Origin of the sequence: Corallococcus silvisoli (assembly GCF_009909145.1) — a bacterium.
GTDB lineage: Bacteria > Myxococcota > Myxococcia > Myxococcales > Myxococcaceae > Corallococcus > Corallococcus silvisoli.
This window is the reverse complement of the sequence record NZ_JAAAPJ010000011.1, coordinates 133,842-159,560: the sequence shown is the minus strand read 5'-3', so window position 1 is coordinate 159,560 and position 25,719 is coordinate 133,842. Positions and strand designations below refer to the sequence as shown.

21 protein-coding genes are annotated in these 25,719 nt (G+C 70.4%); 11 read left to right on the top strand and 10 right to left on the bottom strand.

Annotated features, from left to right (window positions below; genetic code table 11):
• Nucleotides 1-13 precede the first annotated feature (13 nt).
• On the bottom strand, nucleotides 14-718 hold the full coding sequence (locus tag GTY96_RS22565) for a diguanylate cyclase domain-containing protein (protein WP_161665744.1): 705 nt from the start codon (nucleotides 716-718) through the stop codon (nucleotides 14-16).
• Between the two features lie 122 nt (nucleotides 719-840).
• A complete protein-coding gene (rlmM, locus tag GTY96_RS22560) occupies nucleotides 841-1,866 on the bottom strand; it encodes a 23S rRNA (cytidine(2498)-2'-O)-methyltransferase RlmM (RefSeq protein WP_161665743.1) in 1,026 nt (341 codons plus the stop codon).
• Nucleotides 1,867-2,315: 449 nt separating this feature from the next.
• Here rlmM and secA point away from each other — a divergent pair, with 449 nt between their 5' ends.
• The 5 genes from secA (at nucleotide 2,316) to frr (ending at nucleotide 8,832) form a co-directional block, all read left to right on the top strand.
• Nucleotides 2,316-5,141 carry a preprotein translocase subunit SecA gene (gene secA, locus GTY96_RS22555; protein WP_161665742.1) on the top strand — a complete coding sequence of 942 codons (2,826 nt, stop codon included), beginning with the start codon at nucleotides 2,316-2,318 and terminating at the stop codon, nucleotides 5,139-5,141.
• 337 nt (nucleotides 5,142-5,478) lie between these two features.
• A complete protein-coding gene (gene rpsB, locus GTY96_RS22550; protein ID WP_143906847.1) occupies nucleotides 5,479-6,453 on the top strand; it encodes a 30S ribosomal protein S2 in 975 nt (324 codons plus the stop codon).
• Nucleotides 6,454-6,629: 176 nt separating this feature from the next.
• The gene (tsf, locus tag GTY96_RS22545) at nucleotides 6,630-7,283 is read left to right on the top strand and encodes a translation elongation factor Ts (RefSeq protein ID WP_143906849.1); all 654 of its coding nucleotides are present in this window, start codon (nucleotides 6,630-6,632) and stop codon (nucleotides 7,281-7,283) included.
• Between the two features lie 204 nt (nucleotides 7,284-7,487).
• Nucleotides 7,488-8,231: a UMP kinase gene (gene pyrH, locus GTY96_RS22540; RefSeq protein WP_143906851.1), complete on the top strand. Its 744-nt coding sequence runs from the start codon at nucleotides 7,488-7,490 to the stop codon at nucleotides 8,229-8,231.
• 46 nt (nucleotides 8,232-8,277) lie between these two features.
• Nucleotides 8,278-8,832 (top strand): ribosome recycling factor, encoded by a 555-nt coding sequence (frr, locus tag GTY96_RS22535; RefSeq protein ID WP_143906853.1) that lies wholly within the window; start codon nucleotides 8,278-8,280, stop codon nucleotides 8,830-8,832.
• A gap of 72 nt (nucleotides 8,833-8,904) precedes the next feature.
• Here the strand turns inward: frr and cyaY are convergent, their stop codons facing one another.
• Complete coding sequence (cyaY, locus tag GTY96_RS22530) at nucleotides 8,905-9,237, bottom strand: iron donor protein CyaY (RefSeq protein WP_143906856.1); 333 nt, start codon at nucleotides 9,235-9,237, stop codon at nucleotides 8,905-8,907.
• Between the two features lie 19 nt (nucleotides 9,238-9,256).
• Complete coding sequence (locus tag GTY96_RS22525; protein WP_143906858.1) at nucleotides 9,257-9,799, bottom strand: SixA phosphatase family protein; 543 nt, start codon at nucleotides 9,797-9,799, stop codon at nucleotides 9,257-9,259.
• A 187-nt stretch (nucleotides 9,800-9,986) separates the two neighbouring features.
• Between GTY96_RS22525 and GTY96_RS22520 the strand changes: the two genes are divergently transcribed.
• Complete coding sequence (locus GTY96_RS22520; RefSeq protein WP_143906860.1) at nucleotides 9,987-10,667, top strand: hypothetical protein; 681 nt, start codon at nucleotides 9,987-9,989, stop codon at nucleotides 10,665-10,667.
• Between the two features lies 1 nt (nucleotide 10,668).
• On the opposite strand, the gene GTY96_RS22515 is transcribed toward GTY96_RS22520, so the two are convergent.
• Complete coding sequence (locus GTY96_RS22515; RefSeq protein WP_161665741.1) at nucleotides 10,669-14,448, bottom strand: FAD-dependent oxidoreductase; 3,780 nt, start codon at nucleotides 14,446-14,448, stop codon at nucleotides 10,669-10,671.
• Nucleotides 14,449-14,636: 188 nt separating this feature from the next.
• Here GTY96_RS22515 and GTY96_RS22510 point away from each other — a divergent pair, with 188 nt between their 5' ends.
• A complete protein-coding gene (locus tag GTY96_RS22510) occupies nucleotides 14,637-15,572 on the top strand; it encodes a class I SAM-dependent methyltransferase (protein WP_235685783.1) in 936 nt (311 codons plus the stop codon).
• A gap of 16 nt (nucleotides 15,573-15,588) precedes the next feature.
• Nucleotides 15,589-17,481 carry a hypothetical protein gene (locus GTY96_RS22505; protein WP_161665740.1) on the top strand — a complete coding sequence of 631 codons (1,893 nt, stop codon included), beginning with the start codon at nucleotides 15,589-15,591 and terminating at the stop codon, nucleotides 17,479-17,481.
• 18 nt (nucleotides 17,482-17,499) lie between these two features.
• Here GTY96_RS22505 and GTY96_RS37775 read toward each other — a convergent pair whose 3' ends face one another.
• Together GTY96_RS37775 and GTY96_RS22495 are read right to left on the bottom strand one after the other, a co-directional pair.
• Nucleotides 17,500-18,453: a hypothetical protein gene (locus GTY96_RS37775; RefSeq protein WP_235685782.1), complete on the bottom strand. Its 954-nt coding sequence runs from the start codon at nucleotides 18,451-18,453 to the stop codon at nucleotides 17,500-17,502.
• The gene (locus tag GTY96_RS22495) at nucleotides 18,450-20,687 is read right to left on the bottom strand and encodes a glycosyltransferase family 4 protein (protein ID WP_161665867.1); all 2,238 of its coding nucleotides are present in this window, start codon (nucleotides 20,685-20,687) and stop codon (nucleotides 18,450-18,452) included. The genes GTY96_RS37775 and GTY96_RS22495 overlap by 4 nt, the downstream gene beginning before the upstream one ends.
• A gap of 30 nt (nucleotides 20,688-20,717) precedes the next feature.
• Between GTY96_RS22495 and GTY96_RS22490 the strand changes: the two genes are divergently transcribed.
• Nucleotides 20,718-21,827 carry a glycosyltransferase family 4 protein gene (locus tag GTY96_RS22490; RefSeq protein WP_161665739.1) on the top strand — a complete coding sequence of 370 codons (1,110 nt, stop codon included), beginning with the start codon at nucleotides 20,718-20,720 and terminating at the stop codon, nucleotides 21,825-21,827.
• Nucleotides 21,828-21,882: 55 nt separating this feature from the next.
• Complete coding sequence (locus GTY96_RS22485) at nucleotides 21,883-22,440, top strand: flagellar basal body L-ring protein FlgH (RefSeq protein WP_161665738.1); 558 nt, start codon at nucleotides 21,883-21,885, stop codon at nucleotides 22,438-22,440.
• Here GTY96_RS22485 and GTY96_RS22480 read toward each other — a convergent pair.
• A complete protein-coding gene (locus GTY96_RS22480; protein ID WP_143906870.1) occupies nucleotides 22,430-22,939 on the bottom strand; it encodes an NADAR family protein in 510 nt (169 codons plus the stop codon). The two genes, GTY96_RS22485 and GTY96_RS22480, sit on opposite strands and share 11 nt — an antisense overlap.
• A 93-nt stretch (nucleotides 22,940-23,032) precedes the next feature.
• On the opposite strand from GTY96_RS22480, the gene GTY96_RS22475 reads away from it, so the two are divergent.
• Nucleotides 23,033-23,770 (top strand): hypothetical protein, encoded by a 738-nt coding sequence (locus GTY96_RS22475; RefSeq protein ID WP_235685781.1) that lies wholly within the window; start codon nucleotides 23,033-23,035, stop codon nucleotides 23,768-23,770.
• An 18-nt stretch (nucleotides 23,771-23,788) separates the two neighbouring features.
• On the opposite strand, the gene GTY96_RS22470 is transcribed toward GTY96_RS22475, so the two are convergent.
• Both GTY96_RS22470 and gmd read right to left on the bottom strand, forming a co-directional pair.
• Entirely contained in the window at nucleotides 23,789-24,712 is a 924-nt protein-coding gene (locus tag GTY96_RS22470) for a GDP-mannose 4,6-dehydratase (RefSeq protein ID WP_161665736.1), read from the bottom strand.
• Between the two features lies 1 nt (nucleotide 24,713).
• On the bottom strand, nucleotides 24,714-25,685 hold the full coding sequence (gmd, locus tag GTY96_RS22465; protein WP_143906876.1) for a GDP-mannose 4,6-dehydratase: 972 nt from the start codon (nucleotides 25,683-25,685) through the stop codon (nucleotides 24,714-24,716).
• Nucleotides 25,686-25,719 lie beyond the last annotated feature (34 nt).

The window sequence follows — 25,719 nt, the reverse complement described above, 5'->3', positions numbered from 1 at the left end:
TTCCGAGGACGCCTCAGGTTCCTTCCGGCTCCGGGAGGAACGCATCCAGGCGCAGGCGGCGGCGCTGCAGCCCGTGGGTCCGCCCGGTGCGCTCCATGATGTAGGCCCGCTCCACCTCCGCCCAGAGGAGCGGCCCCAGCACCTGCCAGTGTGACGGCTGGTGCACCGTCAGCTCCAGCAGCGCCACGGTGAAGTCCGGCACGTCGGTGTCCGCGGCTCCCGGGGGCAGCGTGGGGCGCAGGGCCTCCGCCAGCTTCGCGCGAGTCGTGTCCGCCCCGTCCTCGCGCACGGTGAGCTGGGAGGTGGGCAGCAGCAGCACCGCGAAGCCATCCGGCTGGAAGCGCACGATGCGCGCTCCCGGGTACTGCGCCGCGAGCGAAGCGACGGTGGCCTTGAGCAGCGCGTCCCCGGCGGGGAAGCCGAAGCGCGCGTTGAAGTGGATCATCTCCTTCACGTCCACCATCACCGCGCCCACCCGCCAGCCGTCGTGGTGCGCGTGCGTGGACAGGTCGAACTCCTCCTTGAGGAGCGTGCCTTGCGTCAGCGCCAGCACGTGCATGGCCCCGGTGGCGTCCGGCTGGCCGCGCCGGCGCTGCTCGGAGGCGATGAGTTCCTGGGCGGCCGCCTGGGGCGCCTCCTGCGCATGCCCGGGCCGGGCGGCCCGGGGGTGGAGGGCGACGAGGGCGGTGGCGGTGGCGTCGTCGAGCGAATAGGGCATGGTCCCCGCGTGTGTAGCGCGGACCGCCGCCGGGCGCAGGGGGCTTTTCCCCGCGACCAGCGCCGCCAGCGACGCGGGAAGCCCCCGTGCCTCCGAGGGCTCCCGCGCGGCGGGATGTCCTCTCAGCGCATGCGGTGCGCCGTCACCGTCACCTCGTCCCGGTCGTGGTACAGCTGGCGGACGGTGAGGCCCTCCCAGCCCCCGTCGTCCACGAGCGTCTGGCGCACCCGCACGAGGAGCGGGTTCTTGTCCTTCATGGGCAGCTTGATGTTGGCCACCAGGTTGCGCGCCCAGCGGCGCCGGCCCCACTTGGCCAGGAGCTGCGCCACCTCCAGGGGCCGCCAGGCCATGTCGCAGAAGAGCCAGTCCGCGGGCTCCTCCGGGGCATAGGCGAAGGCGCTCTCCTGCACGTGCTGGACGCGGGGGTTCTTCGCCAGCTCCGGCATCAGCTTCGCCGGGTCCACCGCCACCACCCGCGCGCCGCGCGCCACCAGCCGCTGGGTCCAGCCGCCCGGCGCCGCGCCCAGGTCCACGCAGACGTCGCCGCGCCCCGGCTCATGCGCCAGCCCGTCCAGCGCCTCCTCCAGCTTCATCGCCGCGCGGGAGGGGGACTCGCCCGCGCGCTTCATCCGCCGCCGCCCGCCCGGCGCCAGCGACAGTGCCTCGCGAGCGCTCACCGCGCCCGCCATCAGCACCCCGTCCGGCGCGACGCACAGGCCCACCAGCAGGGCCCCCGCCTCGCGCGCCCGGGCGTCGTCCTCCAGCACGCGCCCGGCCGGCAGCGCCGAGCGCACCGCCGCCTCCAGCGCTTCCGCACGGCCCGCCTGGGTGTTGCCGCGCGCGCTGTCCGGGGTGAAGGCGCGCACGAGCCAGGGCACCCGCGAAGGCAGCCCGGACAACGCGGCCACGATGTCCTCCACGGGAACCTGGGCCCCACCCGGGGGCGCCCAGGTGGCGAGGACCTTCTCCGCCGCCCGGCCGAAGGCGGGGGGCACGTCCGGCCGCCGCTCGGACTCCACCAGGGCGGGGCCCAGCAACCGGGGGCCCGCGTCGGCCCAGGACAGCTCCTCGAACAGGTGCGCTTCGAAGCCCTCCCGGCAGGTCCACAGCCAGCGGCCCGGCTGGGCGGCCAGGGTCTGTGAGGGCATGGACGGCACCCGCGCCCGAGGTGGGATGCGCGGCGCGGGCGAGGCGATGGGGGCTGGCGCCGAGCGCCCGGAGGCCCCGGGGCGGGGTGGGGGGGCCGCCTTGGCCCCGGCCTTGCCTCCTGGACGGGGGCCGGGCTTCGGGCCGGCCTTGGGATGAGTGGGGGAACCGGAGCGGGCAGGCTTGCCGGGCCGGGAGGGGGCGCCTGGTCGGCGGGGGCCCGGGGAGGAGCGGCCGGAAGAAGTCTTCGCGGCGCGGGGACGGTGAATCTGCTTAGGGGACATTGCGTGGACTCGGTTCCGCTTTACTCTGGGCCACCGCGCGCCGGGCGGCCAGCCGAGAGGAAGTTTCGGGGGGCGCGCGTGGTTTTGGTCTGGTTCTCCCTTACATCTCCTGGGAATTCCCTTCACTCGCCGCGCTCCTTCGTGGATCCTCCGGCGAGAGAGCCAACATGATTGAATGGACGCTAAAGAAGCTCATCGGGACGAAGAATGAGCGCGAGCTCAAGAAAGCCCGCGTGAAGGTCGCCCGCATCAACGAACTGGAAGGCCGCATGAAGGCCCTCCAGGACGATGATTTCGCGCGTGAAACCGCCCGGATGAAGCAGGAGATCGCGAACGGCCGTCCGCTGGACGACCTGCTGTTCGAGGCCTTCGCCCTCACCCGTGAGGCGGCGCGCCGCGTCATCGGCCAGCGGCACTACGACGTGCAGCTCGTGGGCGGCATGTTCCTGCACGAGGGCTGCATCGCGGAGATGCGCACCGGTGAAGGCAAGACGCTCACCGCGACGCTGCCCTCCTACCTCAACGCGCTGTCGGGCCGGGGCGTGCACGTCGTCACCGTGAACGACTACCTGGCCCGCCGCGACGCGGAGTGGATGGGCCGCGTCTACAAGTTCCTGGGCATGACGACGGGGTGCGTGCTCCACGAGCTGTCCGACAAGCAGCGCCAGGAGGCGTACCGCTCGGACATCACGTACGGGCAGAACAACGAGTTCGGCTTCGACTACCTGCGCGACAACATGAAGTTCCGTCTGCAGGACTACGTCCAGCGCGAGCTCAACTACGCCATCGTCGACGAGGTGGACTCCATCCTCATCGACGAGGCCCGCACGCCGCTCATCATCTCCGGCCCCACCGAGGACAGCACCGACAAGTACTACCGGGTGGATCAGGTCATCCCGGGCCTCGTGCCGGACCAGGACTACACCCTGGATGAGAAGCACCGCGCCGTGGCCCTCACCGACGACGGCATCGACAAGCTCCAGAAGCGCCTGAACGTCGGCAACCTCTACGACCCGGGCGAAATCGAGACCCTCCACCACGTCGAGCAGGCCCTGCGCGCGCACACGCTCTACAAGCGCGACAAGGACTACGTGGTGAAGGACGGCGAGGTGCAGATCGTCGACGAGTTCACCGGCCGCCTCATGGAGGGCCGGCGCTGGTCGGACGGCCTCCACCAGGCCATCGAGGCCAAGGAGGGCGTGAAGATCGAGAACGAGAACCAGACGCTCGCCACGGTCTCGTTCCAGAACTACTTCCGCATGTACTCCAAGCTGTCCGGCATGACGGGCACCGCGGACACGGAGGCCGAGGAGTTCGCGAAGATCTACAACCTGGACGTGCGCGTCATCCCGACCAACCGTCCCGCGGTCCGCCGCGACGACCAGGACGTGGTCTACAAGACGGAGCGCGAGAAGTTCGAGGCCGTCGCCGGCCAGATTGAAGAGCTGCACAAGGCCGGTCAGCCGGTGCTCGTGGGCACGGTGTCCATCGCCAAGAGCGAAGTGGTGTCCAACTTCCTCAAGAAGCGGGGCGTGCCGCACAACGTCCTCAACGCCAAGGCGCACCAGCGCGAGGCGGACATCGTCGCGCAGGCGGGCCGCAAGGGCGCGGTCACCATCTCCACCAACATGGCCGGCCGCGGCACGGACATCCTGCTGGGCGGCAACGCGGAGGCCATGACCAAGAGCGCCATGGGCGCGCCGCCGGAGCCGCCGGAGGCCGTGGACGGACAGCCGCTGGACCTCACCGGCTACCAGCAGGCGCTGGCGGACTACGAGGCGCGCTTCGCCCAGACGAAGACGCAGAACGAGGAGCTGACGAAGCAGGAGCGCCGGGAGGTCATGGCCGCTGGCGGCCTCTTCATCATCGGCACCGAGCGCCACGAGTCCCGCCGCGTGGACAACCAGCTGCGCGGCCGCGCCGGCCGCCAGGGTGACCCGGGCGCCAGCCGCTTCTTCCTGTCGCTGGAAGACGACCTGATGCGCATCTTCGGGTCCGAGCGCATCCAGATGCTGATGGAGCGCCTGGGCATGGAGGAGGGCGAGGTCATCGAGCACGTGTGGCTCTCCCGCGCCATCGAGAGCGCGCAGAAGCGGGTCGAAGGCCACAACTTCGACATCCGCAAGAACCTGCTCGAGTACGACGACGTGATGAACCAGCAGCGGCGCACCATCTACAAGCTGCGCCGCCAGGTGCTCGCGTCGGGCGCGGGCATCCCCCTCGTGGAGTACGAGGAGGATGTGAAGACGCGGGTGAAGACGCGCTCCGAGCGCGTCATCTCCTGGGCGGACTTCCGGGAGATGGTGTTGGACGCGGTGGAGGACGTCGTCGTGTCCATGACGGACACCTACGCCCCCACGCGCAGCTCCGACACCTGGGACATCGCGTCGCTGTCCAACGCGGTGAAGGAGTCGCTCAACCTCGAGATGAGCTTCGAGGGCACGGGCAGCCGCGACGAGCTGCAGGAGCAGATCTACGCGGCGGCGGAGAAGGTCTTCACCGCCCGCGAGCAGGAGTTCAGCGAAGACTTCATGCGCTTCCTGCAGTACCGGTACCTGGCCACCATCGACCAGCTGTGGAAGGACCACCTGCTGGCCATGGACCACCTGCGCCAGGGCATCGGCCTGCGCGGCTACGGCCAGAAGGACCCGAAGCAGGAGTACAAGAAGGAGGGCTACGAGGGCTTCATGCAGATGCTCGGCGCCATCAAGACGCAGTTCGTCAGCCAGATGATGCGCGTCCAGGCCCGCTCCGCGTCCAACGCGGCGGAGGAGACGGCCCGCATCCAGCGGCAGCTCGCGCAGCAGCAGAAGCGGGCCGTCGAGGGCCGCGCGGACGCCGAGGGGAAGATCGAGGAGTCCACCGCCACGCCGGTCGCCCAGCGCGAGGCCGCCGCCGCCCCTGCCCGCACCGTCGGGCGCAACGACCCCTGCCCCTGCGGCAGCGGTCGCAAGTACAAGAAGTGCCACGGCGCCAGCGAGGCCAACGCCTAGGGGCGTCTTCGCGGGCTCCCCGTGGACCCTCCGGCGCGGTCGCCCTCCCCTGGAACGGGGAGCGGGGCCGCGCCGGTCGTCTTCCTGGAGGGCAGGGGAGCAGGCCCGGCGCCAGCGGGCCGGACGGGCGGTGTGCCGAAGCTTGCGCCCCTCTCGAGCGTTCTGCTAAGGACGCCGCGCCCCGTTATGGAAGGGGTCGGGCCGTACGCCCGGACGCAGTCGAAGCACCCACTACTCACACGCACGTCACCGGTCCCCGGTGCCCCTCCAGGGTGGAAGGGCAAGGGCCGGAAGTTGTCCGACGGGCGTGGCGGAACAACCGGAAGGTACACGCACCATGGATAGCCAGCAGGATACGCAGACCCAGGCCCAGGCGATGGCCGCCGCCAGCGGCATCACGATGCGCCAGCTCCTCGAGGCCGGCGTTCACTTCGGCCACCAGACCAAGCGCTGGAACCCGAAGATGAAGCCGTACATCTTCGGCGCCCGCAACGGCATCTACATCATCGACCTGCAGAAGACCGTGGCGATGGCCCGCGCGGCCTTCCGCTTCGTGGCGGACATCACGGCCCGCGGCGGGTCGGTGCTCTTCGTCGGCACCAAGAAGCAGGCGCAGGACGTCATCCACGAGGAGGCCGCCCGCGCCGGTCAGTTCTACGTCACCAGCCGCTGGCTGGGTGGCACGCTGACGAACTTCAAGACCATCAAGCAGGGCATCGACCGCCTCAAGACGCTGGAGAAGATGGCCGAGGACGGCACCTTCGAGCGCCTGCCCAAGAAGGAAGTCGCCCAGCTCGACCGCGAGCGCGAGAAGCTGGAGAAGAACCTGGGCGGCGTGAAGGACATGGCGAAGCTGCCCCGCTGCGTCTTCGTCATCGACCCGAAGAAGGAGCACATCGCCATCCACGAGGCCACCCGCCTGGGCATCCCGGTGATTGGCCTGGTGGACACGAACTGCGATCCGGACGGCATCGACTTCGTCATCCCGGGCAACGACGACGCCATCCGCTCCATCAAGCTCTTCACGTCGAAGATCGCGGACGCGTGCCTCGAGGGCGCGGCGCGCTACCGTGCGTCCGGCGCCGCCGAGCGCGACGAGCAGGAGGAGCGCGAGGGCCGTGACGACCGCCGCGACCGCGACGACCGCCGTGGGCCGCGCCGCAATGACCGCCGCGACCGCGATGACCGCCGGGGCGGTGGTGACCGCGGCGGCGAGCGCCGTGGGCCCCTCGTGGAGATGAAGGGCGCCTCCGCCGCCCCCGTCGCCACCGAGCAGGCGCCCGAGGGTGGCGAGGGCACGTCGGCGGAGTAACCGCCCGTCCCTTCGCGTTCCCCAGCAGCTTCCGGAGTCGGCCGGGCGGCACCTTCCAAGGCCCGCTGTCCGGCCGTCTCCGTTTTTTCGTTCCAGCGTTTCCCCCCCTTTGAACTCAGGCCTCCGCCCCCTGCGCACGCCGCCGGGCTCGGAGCAGACGAAGAAAGAGACACGACATGGCTGAAATCACTGCCCAGATGGTGAAGGACCTCCGCGAGCGGACCAACGCCGGCATGATGGACTGCAAGAAGGCGCTGGCCGAGTCCGGCGGCGACTTCGCCAAGGCCGAGGAGTGGCTGCGCAAGAAGGGCATCTCCAAGGCCGAGGGCAAGGCGGGCCGCGTCGCCGCCGAGGGCATCGTCGGCACCTACGTCCACGGTGGCCGCATCGGCGTCATCGTGGAGGTCAACTGCGAGACGGACTTCGTCGCCCGCAACCCGGACTTCCAGGAGCTGGTGAAGGACGTGGCCATGCAGGTCGCCGCGGCCAACCCCAAGTTCGTCCGCCGTGAGGAGGTCCCCTCCGACGCGATGGACAAGGAGAAGGAGATCCAGCGCGAGCTGCTCAAGCAGCAGGGCAAGCCGGAGGCGATGCTGGAGAAGATCCTCGTGGGCAAGATGGAGAAGTACTACGAGGGCGTCTGCCTGGTGGATCAGCTCTGGGTGAAGGACGACAAGAAGAAGGTCGGCGAGATGATCAACGAGCGCGCCGCCAAGATTGGCGAGAAGATCTCCGTGCGCCGCTTCGTCCGCTACGAAGTGGGCGAGGGCATCGAGAAGAAGAAGGACGACCTGGCCGCCGAGGTCGCCAAGACGCTGGGCCAGGCGTAAGCAACCCGCGCGTCGCACGGCTTCGCGCCGTCACCTGGGGCCGCGTGCCTGGAGCCCTTCCTCACGGGGAAGGGCGCTGGGAGCGCGGCCCTTGGTATTCCAGGACCCTCCGCGCCCCCCGGACGCCCTGCACCTGACGGTGCGGCGCGCGTCACGACTTCCGTCGTTGCTTGGGCGCGGGGCGGGGGATAGAAGCGGACGCGTATGTCCGAATCCACCTCTCCCTACAAGCGCATCCTCCTCAAACTGTCGGGCGAAGCCCTGATGGGCGAGGGGAAGTACGGCATCCACCCGCCCACCCTCACGCGCATCGCGGAAGAAATCGCGGAGCTGTCGCGGGCGGGCATCGAGCTGGCCGTCGTCATTGGCGGAGGCAACATCTTCCGCGGCGTGGCCGGCGCCACCGAAGGCATGGACCGCGCGAGCGCGGACTACATGGGCATGCTGGCCACCTGCATCAACTCCATGGCGTTGCAGGACTCGCTGGAGAAGCAGGGCCTGAAGACGCGCGTGCAGTCCGCCATCAAGATGGAGCAGATCGCCGAGCCCTACATCCGCCGGCGCGCGGTGCGCCACCTGGAGAAGGGCCGCGTGGTCATCTTCGCGGCGGGCACGGGCAACCCGTACTTCACCACCGACACGGCCGCGTCGCTGCGCGCGATGGAGATCAACGCGCAGGTCATCCTCAAGGCGACCAAGGTGGACGGCGTCTACAACGCGGACCCGAAGAAGGACCCGGCCGCGAGGCGCTACCGGACGCTCACGTACATGGACGTCCTCAAGCAGAACCTCAACGTGATGGACTCCACGGCCATCTCGCTGTGCATGGACAACAAGCTGCCCATCATCGTGTTCGACCTGGGAACGCGCGGGAACATCCAGCGCGCCGTCATGGGCCAGGGCGAGTTCGGCACCGTCGTGGGTGCCTCCGAGACCGTCTGGGCCTGAACCCCGAGCAGGACTGCGACAACCCCCCTTTCTGGAGGAGACTGCAATGGCTGACGCCGCCGCGGAACTGAAGAGCCGTATCGACAAGTCACTGGACGACCTCAAGCGGGAGCTGGCCAAGGTGCGCACCGGCCGTGCGAGCACCGCCATCCTGGACGGCATCAAGGTGGACCAGTACGGAACGCCGACGCCGCTGGCGGGCGTGGCCAGCATCAACGCGCCGGAGCCCCGCCTCATCACCATCAAGCCCTGGGACAAGGGCGTGCTGAAGGACATCGAGAAGGCCCTGCGTGAAGCCAACCTGGGCATCAACCCGATGAACGACGGCGAGATGATCCGCCTGCCCTTCCCGCCGCTCACGGAGGAGCGCCGCAAGGACATCGTGAAGCAGGTGAAGGCGAAGGGCGAGGAGCACAAGGTCGCCATCCGCAACATCCGCCGCGACGCGAACGAGGCCCTCAAGACTCAGCAGAAGGACAAGAAGATCACCGAGGACGACCTCAAGCGCCTCACCAAGGACGTCCAGGACAAGACGGACGCCGGCATCAAGCAGGTGGACACGCTGCTCGCCGCCAAGGAACAGGAAGTGATGAAGGTCTGAGCGGCTTCCCGCTCCGAGCCGGGGGGCTCGTGGGACTTCCACGGGCCTCCTTGCCGTGCGCGGGGCGCGGCTTCAGGACGGGTAGACGAGGTCCTGGCCGGTGAGGTGCTTCACCACGCCCGCGACGAAGGCGAACAGCTCCAGCCCGCGCCCCTTGTCGTCCTTCCAGGTGCGCGTGGCTTCGTCGTAGTCGAAGTGGATGCCCTGGCCCTGGCCGGCCACCCAGAGCTGCCGCACGGCGCGCTGGGTGTTGATGATGCACTTCTCCCGGGACTGGGCCGTGAGCGTCACCATGTCGCCGGTGGCGTCGGCCTCCATCACGTCCGGGTCGAAGGCGTCCGCCGCCGCCAGGATGCGCTTGAAGGCGGCGGCGACGAGCGGGTTGTAGCGGGCTTCATCCATCATGGCCGCGCTCCCGGGGACGTCACTGGATGACGTCGAGGACCTGCTGGCCCGGGGCGGCGTAGAACAGGAACTTCAGGTGCTGGGCCGGGGGATTCTCCCCCTTCTCGCCGGGCACCTGGTCCGCCGTGCTGGTGGGCGTGTCCGGCCACTCCATGGCGATGACCGTGCCCGGGTTCACCGGCTTGGGGAACGACTGCATCCCCAAGAGGTGCGCCGCCAGCGCGCCCATGGAGGGCTGGTGGCCGACCAGGACGAGGTTCTCGTCGGAGTACTCCTTGAGCACGGGCTCCACCGCGCCCACCGGCATGTCCGGCAGCAGGCAGCGGTGAACGCGCAGGAGGCCTTCATGCTTCGTGGAGTAGGAGAGGATCTGCGCGGTTTGCACCGTGCGCACCAGCGGGCTGGTGAGGATGAGGCTGATGGGCCCCATGCGCTCCGACAGCGCCGCGAAGTGCAGGGCGACGTTCGCGCGGGCCTTCGCGGTCAGCGCGCGCGCCTCGTCGCCGAGACCGTCAGGGATCTCCGCGTCCGCATCGCCGTGCCTTACCAGGAAAATCCTCAAAGTCCCTCCACCGGTCGCGACAAGACCGCGGTTCGTACATGACCGTGGCCCGGTTGGTCAAAGGTAATGAGGCGAATGTTCAGTGCCCGGAACAGCCTGCCCATGGGAGGCGTTCGGGAACCGCCGCTCGCGGGGGCCTGCTGGAGCATACACTGCCCTCATGCCGGTGGCGTTCAGTGGAGGTGGCATGCGCAAGCCGTGGTGGTGTCTGGCCGTCGTCCTGGCCCTCTCCTCGTGTCGCAAGGAACCGACGGAGGGCACCCCGGAGGAGGGCAGCGAGGTAGGGGAGACGGTCGCCCGCCTGGAGGGTGGGGCGGCGGGAGACGGCGACGCGGCCGGACCCTTCTCCGTGACGAAGGCCAAGCTGGATGCGTACGTGGGCTACCAGCGCAAGATGCTGGAGGTCTACGGGTCGCTGATGCGGGGCCTGCAGGACATGGGGCCGCTGATGGACGCGGGCACGCCCCAGGCGCTGGAGGCGGCGCGCTCGGGCCTCAAGCTGATTGAGCGCAAGGCCCAGGCGGAGGCGGACGCGCGCAAGGCGGCGGGGCTGTCCACGGAGGAGGTCAACCGCATCGCGGAGGTCGTCACCGCCGTCATCAGCCAGCGGCAGATGGGGCGCACGCTCCAGTACGAGGAGGAGCTCAAGAAGCTGGAGGCGCTCCAGTCGCGCATGCCCGTGGAGCAGCAGCAGGAGCTGGCGCCGCAGGTGGAGTCCATGCGGCGCCAGGTGGAGGCCTTCCAGAAGCTCCCGGAGGCGCGCCGTGACTTCGGCGACGCCAACGTGGACGTGGTGCTCACCCGCGAAGCCGACCTGACGAAGAACTACCAGGACATGCTCAAGGCCTTCGCGGGCGTGCGGCGCTGACCTAGACGCGCTTGAGCTGCGGGGCCTTCTTCAGCAGCTGCGCGAGGAAGGTGTCGCCCACCTTCTCCAGCACCGTGTTGCCGCGCAGGCGCTGGTTCAAGTTGACGAAGTCCACGTGGTCCAGCCGCTGGTCCTGGTTGTAGCAGGAGAAGACCCAGGTCTCCTTTCCGGTGACCGGGTCCACGTGCCGCTGGAGGCACTGGGCGCAGATCTCCTTCATCATGCACTGCATGGGCGAGTTGATGGACCCGATGGCCTCGTGTCCGGGCTTGAGGAACGGCTGGAGCACGCCGTGCCGCGCCTCGGCCACCGCGCGCATCATCCGGTCCGAGCCGATGGCGATGATGCGGTCCACCTCGCTCAGGGAGATGACCGGCGCGACGCCCAGCTTGCCCTCCGCGTAGGCCACCATCGCCTGCACCACGTTGCCCCGGAACGCCGTGTCCTGCGGACGGCGCACGTCCAACAGCTCCCCGGAGTCCACGGACCAGATGACCTGGTCGGTGCCGGCCTCAATCTCGTCCTGCTTGAACGAGTCCGACTTCAGCCGGTAGCCGGCGAAGTACACGACGCGGCAGCCCGCGGCCTTGAGCGAGCGCGCGATGGAGAAGAGCACCGCGTTGCCCAGGCCTCCGCCCGCCAGCACCACCGTCTCGTTGTGGCCGATCTCCGTGGGCGCGCCCGTGGGGCCCATCAGCACCACCGGCTCGCCGGGCTTGAGCGCGGCGCACAGGCGGGAGGAGGAGCCCATCTCCAGCACGATGGTGCCCATGAGGCCCTTCTCCTTGTCCACCCACGCGCCGGTGAGGGCCAGGCCCTCCATGGTCAGGCGCACGCCGTCCACGACGGGCGCGTTCCGCTCGAAGTTCTGGAGCCGGTAGAACTGGCCGGGGGAGAAGTGGCTCGCGGCGAAGGGCGCGCGCACCACCACCTCCACGATGGTCGGCGTCAGCCGGTTCACCGCGACGACCGTGGCGAGGAAGGCCTCGTCCAGCTTCGCGAAGTGGGAGGCGCGCCCGGCCTCGCGTGACGCCTGGGCGGCCGTGTCCAGGAAGTCCATGGCGGCCACCTCCTTCGCGAACAGGCGCGCCACCTCCGGGTGGCCGTCCTTCGCGCTGGCCATGGCCTTCACCACGTTGCCCGCGTAGGTCGGGTGGTTGTCGCCGTAGAAGGACACGAAGCGGCCGTCCTGCTGATAGGACGTGAAGAAGCCCACCTTCGCCTCGGGGTCCTCCTGCGCCTCCACCGGCTGGAGCGTGAAGCCCGCGTCGCCCTCCACCAGGGCGTGGCCCTGGAAGTACTCCTTCGCCTCGTCGAGCTGGAAGGTGCCCGGGTACTCCTTCTCGTAGGTGACGTTGGGGGACGTGCCCGCGGCCACGCACACCGTCTTCGCCGGCAGCTCGAAGAACTGGCCGCTGCCCTTGAGCTTGCCGTCCACCGTCACCATGCGCTCGAAGCGGATGGCGCGCACCGCGCCGGTGTCGTCCGGCAGCGCCTCCGTGGGGCTCATCCGTTCAATGAAGCGGATGCCCTCCTCCAGCGCCTTGGAGACCTCCTCGTGGTTGAGGCGGTAGGCGGGGGACTCGGTGAGGCCGCGGCGGTACACCAGGCTCACGCCGCCCCAGGCGCGCACCAGGTGGATGAAGTCCGGCGAGCGGCCCTCCACCTGGGCCTTCTGGCGCTCCTCGCGGACGGCGCGGCCGTGCTCCAGGAAGGTCTGATAGGTGGCGCGCTCCTCGGCGTCCAGGCGCGCGACGACGGCCGCCTCGCCCAGGTCCGCCACCAGCTTCTCGTGGCGCTCCAGCGTCTTCTCCACCTGCACCGGGTAGTACGCCATCAGCTCCGTGGCGGTGTCGATGCCGGTGAGGCCACCGCCGATGACGATGGCGGGCAGCTGCACCTGGAGGTTCGCCAGCGAGTCGCGCTTGAAGGCGCCCGTGAGCTGGAGCGCCATCAGGAAGTCGGACGCCTTGCGGATGCCCCGGATGAGGTTGTTCTTCATCCCGATGATGGTGGGGCGGCCCGCGCCCGCGGCGATGGCCACGTGGTCGAAGCCCAGGGCCCAGGCGTCGTCGAGGGTCAGCGTGCCGCCGAAGCGGATGCCGCCGTAGATGCGCAGGCCCTCGCGGCGCGCGAGCGTCAGGTGGATGAGCGTGAGGAAGTTCTTGTCCCAGCGCACGGTGATTCCGTACTCGGACACGCCGCCGAAGCCCTCCAGCACGCGCTCGTCCAGCTCCCGCGTGAGCGCGCGCCAGTCGCGGATGGGCGAAAGCGCGTGGCCGTTGCGGCCCACCAGCTCGTCGGGGAAGGGCTCGATCTTGAGGCCGTCCACGCCGGTGACGGCGAAGCCTTCGTTGAGCAGGTAGTGCGACAGCGTGTAGCCGGCGGGGCCCAGGCCCACCACCATCACGTTGCGACCCACGTAGGGCAGGGCGTACGGGCGGCGGATGTTGAGCGGGTTCCAGCGGGTGAGCAGGCCGTAGATTTCAAAGCCCCAGGGCAGCTCCAGCACGTCGGTGAGGGTGGCCGTCTCCGCCAGCGGGATGTTCACCGGCTCCTGCTTCTGGAAGATGCAGGCCTTCATGCAGTCGTTGCAGATGCGGTGGCCGGTGCCCGGGCACATGGGGTTGTCCAGCGTCACCATGGCCAGCGCCGCCACGGAGTCCCCTTCGCGCTTGAGCGCGTGCGCCTCCGAGATGCGCTCGTCCAGCGGACAGCCGGTGAGCGGGATGCCCAGGGGGTTCTTCTTGAACGAGTGCCCCTCCGCCACCGGGTCCTTCGCGGGGAAGCCCTTGCTGCAGGAGTCCTTCTGCCGCTCGTGGCAGATGACGCAGTAGTCCACCTCGTTCATCACGTCGCGAGGCGTGCCCCGGCGGTCGGTCAGCTTGAAGCCGTCGCGGTGGCGCAGGTGGTGCTCCAGGCCCTCCGTCTTCTCCTCCAGCTGCGCGTCCGGGCGCTGCAGCTGCACCAACTGGTCGAACACCAGGGGCTTGGGCAGCCGCAGCGTGGGCCAGGTGTGGAAGAGCGCCTTGGTCTCCGGGTGCAGGGCCCGGGCGTACGTCCACCGGTCCGCCAGGGAGATGAGCGCGCGCACGGCCTGGAGCTCGGCCGCGTCGTCGCCCTTCGTCACCAGGCTGGAGCCGAACGCGTCCGCGCCTTCGGGGGCCGCGGTCAGCGCGGCGCGCAGGGCGGCCCAGCGCTCGCGCAGGGCGGGGGCGCGGTCCTGGTGCGCGGGGGGCAGGTTGCCGGAGTAGAGCCGCTCGATGTCGAGCAGCGTCAGGATGGACTCCGCCAGCCCCCGCTCCAGGTCGCCGTGGGTGAGCGCGTCCGGGAAGCCCAGCTGCATCAGCAGGCGCATGCGCCCGTCCAGCGACGGGAACTCGGCCAGCGCGGGACGGTCCTGCGCGCCCTTCTTGAAGACGCGGCGCGTGATGAACTCACGCTTGAAGTCGAAGAGGGGCAGCTCGCCGCGCAGGTGGCGGGCCAGCCGCTCGGACTCCGTGCCGACGCCGAACAGGGTGGCGACGAAGCGCGAGACGTGGCGGGCCACCTGGATGAGCAGGTCGGACTCCGCTGGTCCGGACGGCGCGGTGCCGCCGGACTTGCGATAGGCGTCGAAGGCCTGGAACAGGTCGGGGGCGTCGCTCTGGAGCTGCGCGTCGAAGCGCTCCGCCAGCCGGCGCAGGCCGCTGGGGCGGTACAGGTCTTCGAAGGAGAATCCCGGCAGGCCCAGGTGCAGGGTGGAGGGAGGGGCGGAGGCGGGGTCGTTCAGTGCGCGCATGTGACAGGACTTCAGGGGAAGTGAACCTGGAGCAACGATTCCAAAGGGGGGCCTATTTCGCGGCGTGCCGCCCGGAAAGCAAGGGGGCAGACGGTCCGGCAGGGCCATGGCGCGATGGACGCCATTGGCCGGGCTTGTCCCTTCCGACGTGTTGAGGCGGTGGGCCCTTGGGGCTACGGTGCGCCGCCATGATGGACAACGCAGCCCGGCGCGCCGCCGAACCCCACCTCACCCCCGTGCCGGACGCCTGCTATCTGTGCAAGGGAGGGCGCCTGCGGCTGCGGCACCGGGCGCGGGGCGGCGCCCAACCCGAGGGGGCGGCGGCCTACAACTGCACGTCCTTTGGCCACCGGAGCCACCCGCCCATCTGGGGCTGCGAGGACTGCGGGATGATGTTCCAGTGGCCCATCCAGGCCCCGGACGCGCTGCTCCAAGCGTACCAGGACGTGGAGGATCCGCTCTACGTCGCGGAGAAGGACAACCGCTACCACACCTTCCGCCGCGTGCTGCGCGAGCTGGGGCCCGCCCAGGGGCGCACGCTGCTGGATGTGGGCGCCTACTGTGGCTACTTCCTGGATGTGGCGCGCGAGGCGGGCTTCCGCCCGGAGGGGCTGGAGCTGTCGCGCTGGGCGGCCGGCAACGCGCGGAGCCTGGGCTTCACCGTGCATGGGGTGCCCCTGAAGGAGCTGGCGGCGAGGGGGCTCCAGTACGACGTGGTGACGCTGTGGGACGTGGTGGAGCACTTCGCGGATCCGCGCGAGGAGCTGAAGGCGGCGCTGAAGCTGGTGCGCCCCGGTGGCCGCATCTACCTGTCCACCATCGACGCGGGCAGCCTGCTGGCGCGCGTGCTGGGCGGGCAGTGGCCGTGGCTGATGGACATGCACCTGTTCTATTTCGGCCGCCGCACCCTGGCGATGCTGCTGGAGGAGGTGGGCTTCCACGTCTCGGACGTCCGGACGTACACGCACATCATCTCCGCGGACTACCTGCTGCGGAAGGTGGGCGCGAGCTTCACGCCCGCGGCGCCGGTGCTGGAGTTGATGCGGCGGGGCGTGCCGTCCAACTGGTCCATCCCGTTCAACCTGGGCGACAACATGCTGATGGCCGCCGAACGGCCCCTCTGAGTCCCCTCCGCGCCCTATGTCCCCCTTGATGCGGCGGGTGCTCCACCCGCTGGTGCTGCTCGCGTTCTTCGCGCTGTCGGTGTTCCACACCTGGCCCTTGCTGTCGCACCTGAAGGGCTTCGTCCTGGGCGGGCGCGAAGACGTCTACATGAACATGTGGCACCTGTGGTGGATGCGCCAGGCGCTCTGGGTGCAGCCGCAGAATCCGTTCTTCGCGCCGCTGCTGCACTGGCCGCTGGGGGCGGAGCTGTACTGGCACACGCTCGCGCCCGCGAAGACGCTCTGGGGGGTCGTGCTGCTGCCGTGGATGCCGGTGGAGACGGCGTACAACGTCGTGCTGTTCGGCTCGTTCGTGCTGACGGGGTACACGTCGTGGCTGCTGCTGCGCTACCTGCTGGAGCGCGCGGGCCACGGGCCGTGGCTTTCGGCGGCGGCGGCGCTGGCGGGCGCGTGCGTGTTCAACTTCTCGCGCTACCACCTGGACCACGCCATCGCGCACCTGAACCTCTCCGCGCTGGAGGGGCTGCCGCTGTACCTGCTCTGCTTCTTCCGTTGGTTGGACGAGGGCAAGCGCAAGTGGCTGGTGGGGCTGGCGCTGTGCGCGCTGTACGTGCTGCTGTGTGACTACTACTACCTCGTCTACATCGCGCTCTTCTCGCTGCTGTGGGTGGTGGCGGAGCGGTGGAAGCGGGGGCCGCTGTTCTCCGTGGACACGTGGAAGGATCCGGTCGTGCGGCGCGCGGTGGTGGCGGGGGTGGCCGCGGGGCTCGCGTGCGTGCCGCCCATGGTGCCGCTGCTGCTCCATGCCTTTCCCGCCCCGCTGCAGATCCACCACGGCGACTCCGACTACTTCACGGACCTGTATGCGTTCTTCATTCCGGATACGCGCTCGGCGTGGATGACGGAGGTGCCCGAGAAGGCCCGCGCCTTCGCCCAGGATCTCCTGCGCGCGAAGATGTCTGGCAACGCGGAGGAGTCCGGGACCTTCGTGGGGTGGGTGACGCCGCTGCTGGCCGTCTTCGCGCTGTGGCGCGGAGTCCCGGACGGGCGCCGGTGGTTGGGGCTGGGGCTGGGGTTCGCCGTGCTGTCGATGGGCACGGTGCTCAACATCGGCATGGAGGACCGGGTGTCGCCGGTGGTGCTGCTCATCGCCCTCTTCGTGGCCGTGGCGCTGATGCCGGCCTGGCGTGAGCGGGTGTGGCGGCGGGACGTGTTGCTGCTGATGGCGGTGTCGATCTGGCTGGCGCTGTCGGAGCCGCTGACGGCGTTCAACGTGCCCCTCAAGGTCCAGATCCCGATGCCGTACGTGGTGTTCAAGCAGGTGGTGCCGCTGTTCTCACGGGGCGGCATGCCGATGCGCTTCGTGCTGCTCACGTTCCTGGCGTTGGCGGTGCTGGTGGCGTTCGCGGCGGCGCATGCGGGCGCGTGGGCGTCCCGGCGGGATGCGCGGCTGGGCGTGGCGGTGGCGCTCGCGGTGGCGCTGGTGCCGAACGTGGAGTACCGGGGCCTCCTGATGCCGGTCCCCCCGGTGCCTCGGTTGCCGCAGGTGTTCGACGAGATTCGCGACGCGCCGATGCCCGCGGCGGTGCTGACGGACAACGTCCAGGGGCAGTGGGAGCAGATCTACCACGGCAAGCCGGTGTCCTTCGCGCGGCTGTCCCGGCTGCCGGTGCGCGAGTCAGCGATGGTGGACTCGCGGCTGATTCGCGCGGCGGAAGGGATGCGCAACGCGTTCGGCACCGTCTCTCCGCAGGAGCGCGAGGAGATGCGGCGCTACCTGAAGGAGCACCACTTCAAGTGGTACGTGACGCACCTCTTCCACCCCATCCGTCACCGGTTCATCGAGGACGAGCTGGGGGGCGTGTTGGTGCACCAGGACGGCTACGTGACGGTCTATCGCTTCCCCTGACGGGGGCGCGCTTCGTCGTCAGGGCTTCTTCGCGCCGCCCCGCTTCGCACGGGAGCGGCGCGAAGCGGCTGGGGCCGCGCCCCCCTCCGGGCGAGGCGTCTGCTCCAGGGGCGCGCGAGGAGGCTTCGACGGGCGGGGCGCGGATGCGGTGGGCTCACGCGGGGCTCGCCCTGACGGACGGGAGGTGGGCGCGGGGGTTCCGCGAGCAGCGACGGACCGTGGCGGCGTGGAGTGCACGGGGCTTCGCGAGGCAGCCTGTTGCCCCGGCTCGGGAGAGGAGGCACGGGCCTGCTTTCGGGCCTTGTCTCCTGGGCGGGAGCGACCCGGTCCGGCCTCGGGCGGACGGGTGTGCTCGCCGTGCGGCGGCTTCGGAGGCCGTCCGGAGTCGATAGCGGGGGGCGGCTTGGGAGGACGGGCGTGCTCCCCGTGCGGCGGCTTCTGAGGCCGTCCGTAATCGATATCGGGGGGCGGCTTGGGAGGACGGGCGTGCTCCCCGTGCGGCGGCGGCTTCGGCGGACGCTCGGAGCCGGTGTCTGGGGCGAGCTTGGGCGGCCGGGGGGCTTCGACCTGCGGTGCGCGCGCGGCCTGGGCCCTCAGCATGTCGACCTCTCGGCGCAGCCTCAGGACCTCCGCGGAGAGCTGGGCGTACGAGTCGCGCACCAGCCCGTTGAACACGCGCTGCCTGCCCAGGGTCTCGTTGATCAACACCTGGCACGACTTGCGGAAGGCCCACTTGGCCAGCAGCACCACCCGGCCCGCCCCCCCTCGGTGCGTGTGCAGCGGCAGGGCGCGCGTCGTGTCCGCATTGTCCTCCAGCGCGTGCATGTTGAACGACAGCGGATCCACGCGCGGCTCCACGCCGTCGTCCGGCACCTGCGCCGCCTCCGACGTGGGCAGGCCGCGCACGCGCAGCCGCTCCTCGATGCGGGCCACCAGGGCCCCCGTGGGAATGTCCCGTCCGAGCAGCTTCATCGGTGTGTCTCCTCGACGATGCGCGCCATTTCTTCCCGGTACGCCGCGACCACCTGGGGCCACGTGTGCCGCTGCGCGTAGATGCGGGCCCGCTGGCCCATCGCGTCCCGGGCCTCGCCCACCTCGCGCAGCCCTTCGATGAACGACGCCAGCCCCCGGTACACCCGGCCCGCGCCGCTGCGCTCCACCTGTCCCACCAGTACGTCCGAGTGCCCGTTCACCAACACCGGCGTCCCCTGCGCGAACGCCTCCAGCGTCAGGAGCGACAGGCTCTCGAACTTCGACGGCACCACCACCGCCAGCGCTCCGGCCAGCGCGTCGTGCTTGTCCTGTTCGGAGATGCGCCCCACGTGCCGCACGCCCTCGCCGCTCACGTCCATGTGTGCTTCGCCCGCGAGCACCAGCTCCGGAGCATCCTGGTAGCCCGCGCGCAGCTTGCGGTGGAACGTCAGCAGGTCCGGCACGCCCTTGCCCGGCTCCAGCCGGCCCACGTAGAGCAGGTAGCGGCCGTGCACGCCGTACTTCGCCCGGAAGCGGTCCGGCACCGCTGGCAGCGCCTCCACGCCCACGCCCACCACCCGCGCCCGCGCGTGCTCCGGGTGGAAGCGCTCCAGCATGGTGATCTCCTCCGGCGTGTTGCACATCAACACGCGGGGGCGGTTGAACACGTCCCCGTAGACGCCGAAGCGGATGGGCGGCTCGTCATGCGCGGTGGGCACCAGCATCGCGCGGTCCGCCACCAGCGGCAGCCCCCACACCGTGGGCGCGTAGAGATACGTGAAGAAGAGATACCCGTCGTATGCGTCCTGCGTGGCGGCCAGGTGCTCGATGAGCCCGGGGCTCAGCGGCCCCTGCTCGGCCACCCACTGCTCCTCGCGCAGCCGTTCGTTGGCCCGGTCGAACACCTGCCGTGACAGGCCGTTGAAGGCGTGGATGTTGCGCGTGCGCGTCACCGGGAAGCGCAGCACCTTCGTCCGGCCCACCCGGTCCTCGCCGGGAGGGAAGGCGTTCTCCCACGTCAGGTGGTTCTTCGCGCAGGTCGTCAGCACCGTGACGTCCCAGTGGGGCGCCAGGTGTTCGGCCACCTGCGCGGCGTGGCTCTCCGCACCGCCCGTCACCTCTCCGTAGCGCTGCACCACCAGCGCCACGCGCGGCCGCTTCGCCGGGGCCTTGCGAGGACGGGGCGGCGGGGCCACCACGCCCTGGAGCGCGCGCGCCAGCGACACCTGCGCGGCGGTGGGGGAGAAGTGCTGGAGCCGTCGCGCCTGTCCTTCGAGCACGGAGCGGCGCAGCTCCCGGTCCTCGGTCAGGTCCACCGCCAGCTCCGCGAGGAACGCGTAGCGCTTCTGGTCGAACCCGATGCCCGCGCCGCCCATCGTCTCCGGCACCGCCGCCGCCGCGTACGCGAGCACCGGCACCTGCGACGCCATGGCCTCGATGATGGGGACGCTGAAGCCCTCGTGTTCGCTCATGGAGACGAACACGGACGCGGAGCGGTACACGGCCACCAGCTCCGGGTGCGACAGGCGCCCCAGGAAGTGCACCCCGCGCAGGTCCTTCATCTCGCGCTGGAGCAGCTTGAAGTAGCGGCTGCCCGGCTCGTAGCCGCCCACGAGCAGCAGCCGCGCCTGGGGGCGGATCCGCAGGAGCTCCCGGTGCAGCGCGAGCAGATCCTCGAAGCGCTTGTGCGGCATCACCCGGCTCACCGACACCAGGGTGGGGCCGGGCCCGGACAGCTCCGCGAGCTTCTTCGGATCCGCGCCCGACGCGGCGAAGCGCTCCGGTTCGATGAAGAGCTGCACGGTGTGCACGTTGCGGTGGCCCGCGACGCGCAGCTCCGCGCAGTTGAAGTCCGAGTCCCCGATGGACACGTCCAGGAAGGGCGCCATCGCCGCGACCTGCGCGCGGCCCGCTACCAGCGCGTGCTCCAGCGGCGTGCCCCGGTAGAAGCGCGCGGGGCTGATGTTGTGGAACACCACGCCCTTCTTGCACTCCAGGTGCATCAGCCGCCCGCTCAGCGGGGACGCGATGCCGTGGTGGTACAGGACCAGGTCGTCTGGCTTGGGACGCAGCGTGAAGACGTGGCGGGCAAGGCCCTCCAGTCCTCCGCCGACCTCCTCGGCGTAGATGTCCCCCGCGTGCCCCATGCGGCGCAGCAGGAGTTGCAGGTGCAGCGCGGCCTGACCGGAGGCATCACCGGGGCCGAAGCTCGGGATCAACTGGTGGACCGCCATGCGGGGCCGTGTGTACCACAGGGGCATGGTATGAGGCGGCCCGTGTCGACCCCTGGACCCATCGCCCTCGACGCCACCCTCTGGGACGAGCCCACCACCGGCATCGGCCTGTATACCCGCTGCCTCGCGGAGGCCCTTGAGGCCCAGGGCGTCCGCCTGGACCGGATGGGCGCGCGCAGCTCCGGCGAACACCCGCGGGGCGTCCAGAAGCGGACGGCGTGGACGCTGGCCACGCTGCCGAAGCGGCTGAAGGACTCGTCGCCGGCCGTCTACCACGCGCTCGGCAACTTCAACCTGCCCCTGCGCAGGACGCCCGGCACCGCGTACGTGCTCACCGTGCACGACCTGGTGCCCCTGGACATGCCGGACACGGTGTCCACCGCGTTCCGCTGGCAGTTCCGGCTGTGGCTCGCGCGCAGCCTGATGCTCGCGGACCGCCTGTTGTGCGTCAGCGAACGCACGCGCCAGGACCTGCTGCGCCGCTTCCCCCAGGTGGAGCCTCGCGCCGTGGTGGTGCCCAATGGCGTGGACCACGTGAACGCTGGCACGCTGGACGCCGCGGGCGAGGACTTCCTCGCCGCGTTGAGCCTGCCCAAGGACTACGTGCTGTACGCGGGCTCGCTCGACGTGCGCAAGAACGTGTCCCTGGTGCTGGACGCGCAGGAGCGGCTGCGCGCGCGCGGCCGGCCCTTCACGCTCGTGCTGGTGGGGCAGAGCTGGTACGGCTCCGGCATGGTGGAGACGCGCATCGCGCGGCTGCGCTCGGAGGGGCTGGACGTGCGGACCCTGGGCTACCAGACCCCCGCCATCTTCTACGCGCTGATGCGCCGCGCGGCGCTGTTCGTCTTCCCCTCGCGCTACGAGGGCTTCGGCCTGCCGCCCCTGGAGGCCATGCGCCTGGGCACGCCCACGGTGGTGTCCACCGCGGGCTCGCTGCCGGAGGTGTGCGGTGAGGCCGCGCCCGCGGTGGACCCGGACGACGCGGAGGGGCTGGCGGCGGTCATCGACCGGCTGCTGCGGTCGCCGGGCGAGCGCCGGGCGCTGAGCGAAGCGGGCCTGCGCCAGGCCGCGAGGTTCACCTGGGCCCGCACCGCGGAGTTGACGCGGGCCGCGTACGATGCGGCGCTGCACCACCGGTAGCCTTCCGGTGGACGGAGCGTGACGCCAACCGGCCCGCGAGGGCCCCTGGAGGAACATGCGACTGCTCGTCTGGAGTGGAATCATCTGCGGGCTGCTGCTCGGGTGCGCGGGCTCGAACGCGGCGCGCAAGGGGGAAGCGCAGGAGCCGGCCGCGAGCGCGGAGCAGGAGGCACCGCCCACCCCCGTGACGCCCCCGGAGCAGCAGGCCTCCTCGCCCGCCGGGGAGGCGGAGCGCCAGGAGGCGGACGTCGTGCTGCCGCTGGAAATCACGGAGACGCCCGCGCCCCGCGACCGGCTCGTCGTCGAGTCCCAGAGCGTGAAGGGCCACGTCCTGACGCTCCACGTCCGCCACGGCGGCGGCTGCAAGGAGCACCGCTACGGCCTCGCGTGGGACGGGCGCTTCACCCAGACAGCGGCGGGCGAGCCGCGCGCGGAGCTGACCCTGCTGCATGACGCGAACAACGACCGGTGCAAGGCGCTGGTCTACAAGGTCCTGGCGTTCGACCTGTCCACGCTGCGACAGGAGTGGAGCGAGAAGGGCCATGGCGACCACGCCACGCTCCACCTGGACTTCAACGGCGTGCCGGACCAGTCCGCGAACTTCAAGTTCTGACGGGCCCGTGCCCCCGCGCGAGCAGGTCCTCGCGCAGCCGGGTGAGCACCTGGCCCAGCAGGTTCAACCCCCGCCAGCGGGTGGGGTCCTGGATGCGTGGATCCTCCACGCCCAGGCCCACGCCCCAGATGCGGTCCAGCGGACTGGCCTCCACCAGCTCCGTCCCCGCCGTGGCGAGCAGCGCGTCCAGCAGGTCGCGGTGCTGGGTGAACTTCGCGTGGTTGCCCTCGTAGACGATGCGCTCGCGCTCGCGCTCCCAGAGCCCCGCGTCGAACGGGCTCACCTTGCGGCCCAGCGCCTTGTGTTGCTTCGGCGTGGCGGCGCGCAGCACCTGCTCCAGCACGCGCGTGTCCCCGAACAGGCGCGCCTTGCCCGCCATCATGTACTGCTCCGCGCACGTGTAGCGGACGCCCTCCACCTCGAACAGGGTGGGGTGCCACTGTGAGAACGGTGAGTCTTCGCGCCAGAAGAACGTGAACCGCCTAGACCGCGTCCCCATCCCGAGCCTCCTTGTGTCTTAGTGTGTTGATAACACGAACGTGCGGCGATGGAGGAACCTGACGGGGCCTCCTACAATGGCCGCCCGCCGACCATGCGACTTCAAGACGCCCAGAAGCTGTTGGACCGTTGTTTCTCCGGCACGCGGGAGGGCGCGCCCCGCCTCCATGAGCCTTCGGATGCGCGCTTCGCGGGGCGGGGTGGGGCGGTGTGGCTGGAGTACCGCTGGTACGTGCGCGAGCGGGGCATGGCGGAGGTGTTCCTCAAGTGGGACCGGGTGCCGGCCGGGGCCAGCCCCAGCGCGGTGGAGGCCACGGTGCTGCGCACGCACCTGCTGGGCCTGTCCCCCATGCTGGCGCAGCGCGCGCTGCGCACGGTGGAGGGGGGAACGCCCGCGCCAGAGCGCGTGCTGGACGTGCTCCGGGGGGACGGCATCCGCCGCGAGTGCGTGGCGAAGGGGCGCACCACGGTGACGGTGGAGCACTGGGAGAGCAGGGGCCCCATGGCGCTGCTGGACGCGGCGCGTTTCGAGGAGCTGGCCGCGCCCCTGGAGGCGGAGGACTCCACGCCGGAGGCCCGTCACGAAGCGGTGCAGCGGCTGGCGGACGCGGAGCGCAGCCCGCGCGTGGCGGACGTGCTGCTGCGGTTGGTGGCGCGCAAGCCGTCGCTGATGGCCCTGCGCATCCTGTCCGAGTGGGGCGAGGTGAAGGCCCGCGAGTTCGTCCAGCGAGACCTGGCCGCCGTGACGCCGGGCAACGCGGCGGACCTGTGGGCCCTCACCGCGTTGGACCGGCGCCTGGAGGCGTGGGCGTCCCTGGCGCGCCCCGCGTGAGGCGCGGCCGGGGGGCGCTCAGTGCGACGTCACCCGGGGGCCCAGCACGTCGCGCAGCGCGTCCGCGACGGTGAGCTTCGGGGTCCAGCCCAGCGCGCGCAGCTTGTCCGGCGAGCCCACGAGGCTGGGGATGTCCGAGGGGCGCAGCCGCGCGGGATCCAGCTCGATGCGCGCCTGCACGCCGGACAGCTGGAGCATCTCCTCCAGCAAGCTCCGGATGGTGCGGCCCTCGCCGCTGCAGACGTTGTAGGCCTGCCCCGCCTCGCCGCGCTGGAGCAGCAGCCGGTACGCGTCCACCACGTCCTTCACGTGCGAGAAGTCGCGGATGGCGTCCAGGTTGCCCGTGCGCAGCAGCGGATCCACCGTGCCCAGCGCGATGGCGCGAATCTGGGCCGCGAACGACGGCACCACGAACGTGGGGTCCTGGCCCGCGCCCAGGTGGTTGAAGGGCCGCGCGAGGATGATCTCCATGCCGTAGCTGCGGAAGAACTGCTCCCCGGCCAGCTCCGCGGCGGACTTCGACGCGGCGTAGGGGCTCAGCGGCACGTGCGGGTGGGTCTCCAGGGCGCGGGTGCCCTCGGCGACGGGGCCGTAGACCTCCCCGGAGCCCACCACCAGCACGCGGGCCTTCGGGGCGCTCTCGCGCAGCGCGGTGAGCAGGTGCACCACGCCCATGGTGTTCACCGCGAAGACGCGCGCGGGGTTCTGGTGACTCTTGGCCACGGAGCTGAAGCCGGCCAGGTGCAGCACCGCCTCCGGCTTCACCTCGGCGACCGCCGCCTTGACCTTCGCCTCGTCGGCGATGTCGAAATGCAGGGCGGTGCTGCTGATGCCCTCGCCCCGGGGTCCATGCACCTCCACCACTTCGTCGCCGGCTGCCCGAAGGGCCGCGCAGGCATGCCGACCGACGAATCCGTCCGCTCCCGTGACGAGGACGCGCATCTTACCGCTGCCCTGCCTTGACGCGTTCCAGGTCGGCGTCGACCATCATCTCCACCAGCTGCTTGAAGCGCACCGTGGGCTCCCAGCCCAGCTTCTCCTTCGCCTTCTTGTAGTCGCCGATGAGCAGGTCCACCTCCGCGGGGCGCACGAACGCGGGGTCGATCTTCACGTGCTTCTGCCAGTCCAGGCCCACGCGGCCGAAGGCGATCTCCACCAGCTCCCGCACGGTGTGCGTCTCGTTGGTGGCGACGACGAAGTCCTCCGGCGTGTCCTGCTGGAGCATGCGCCACATGGCGTCCACGTAGTCGCCCGCGAAGCCCCAGTCGCGCTTGGCGTCCAGGTTGCCCATGGGCAGCGTCTCCTGGAGGCCCAGCTTGATGCGCGCCACGTTGTACGTGACCTTGCGCGTGACGAACTCCAGGCCGCGGCGGGGCGACTCGTGGTTGAAGAGGATGCCGCTCACCGCGAAGAGCTTGAAGGACTCGCGGTAGTTCACCGTGATGTGGTGGCCGTACGCCTTCGCCACGCCGTACGGGCTGCGCGGGTAGAAGGGCGTGTCCTCCGTCTGGGGCACTTCCAGCACCTTGCCGAACATCTCGCTGGAGGACGCCTGGTAGAAGCGCACCTGCGGACGGGTGTGCCGGATGGCCTCCAGCATCTTCGTCACGCCCAGCGCCGTGAACTCACCGGTGAGCACCGGCTGGTTCCAGCTGGTGGGCACGAAGGACTGCGCCGCCAGGTTGTAGACCTCGTCCGGCTGGGTGAGGTTCAACAGGGCCGCCAGCGAGAACTGATCCAGCAGGTCGCCCTGGTGCAGCTGCACCTTCCCCTGGAGGTGCGCGATGCGCTCGAACTTCTCCTCGGAAGAGCGGCGCACCATGCCGTGCACCTCGTAGCCCTTCTTCAGGAGCAGCTCCGCGAGATAGCTGCCGTCTTGCCCCGTGATGCCCGTAATGAGTGCGCGCTTGGCCATGGCCCTTGTCTGTTCGCTGGGAGACGGTGTTCGT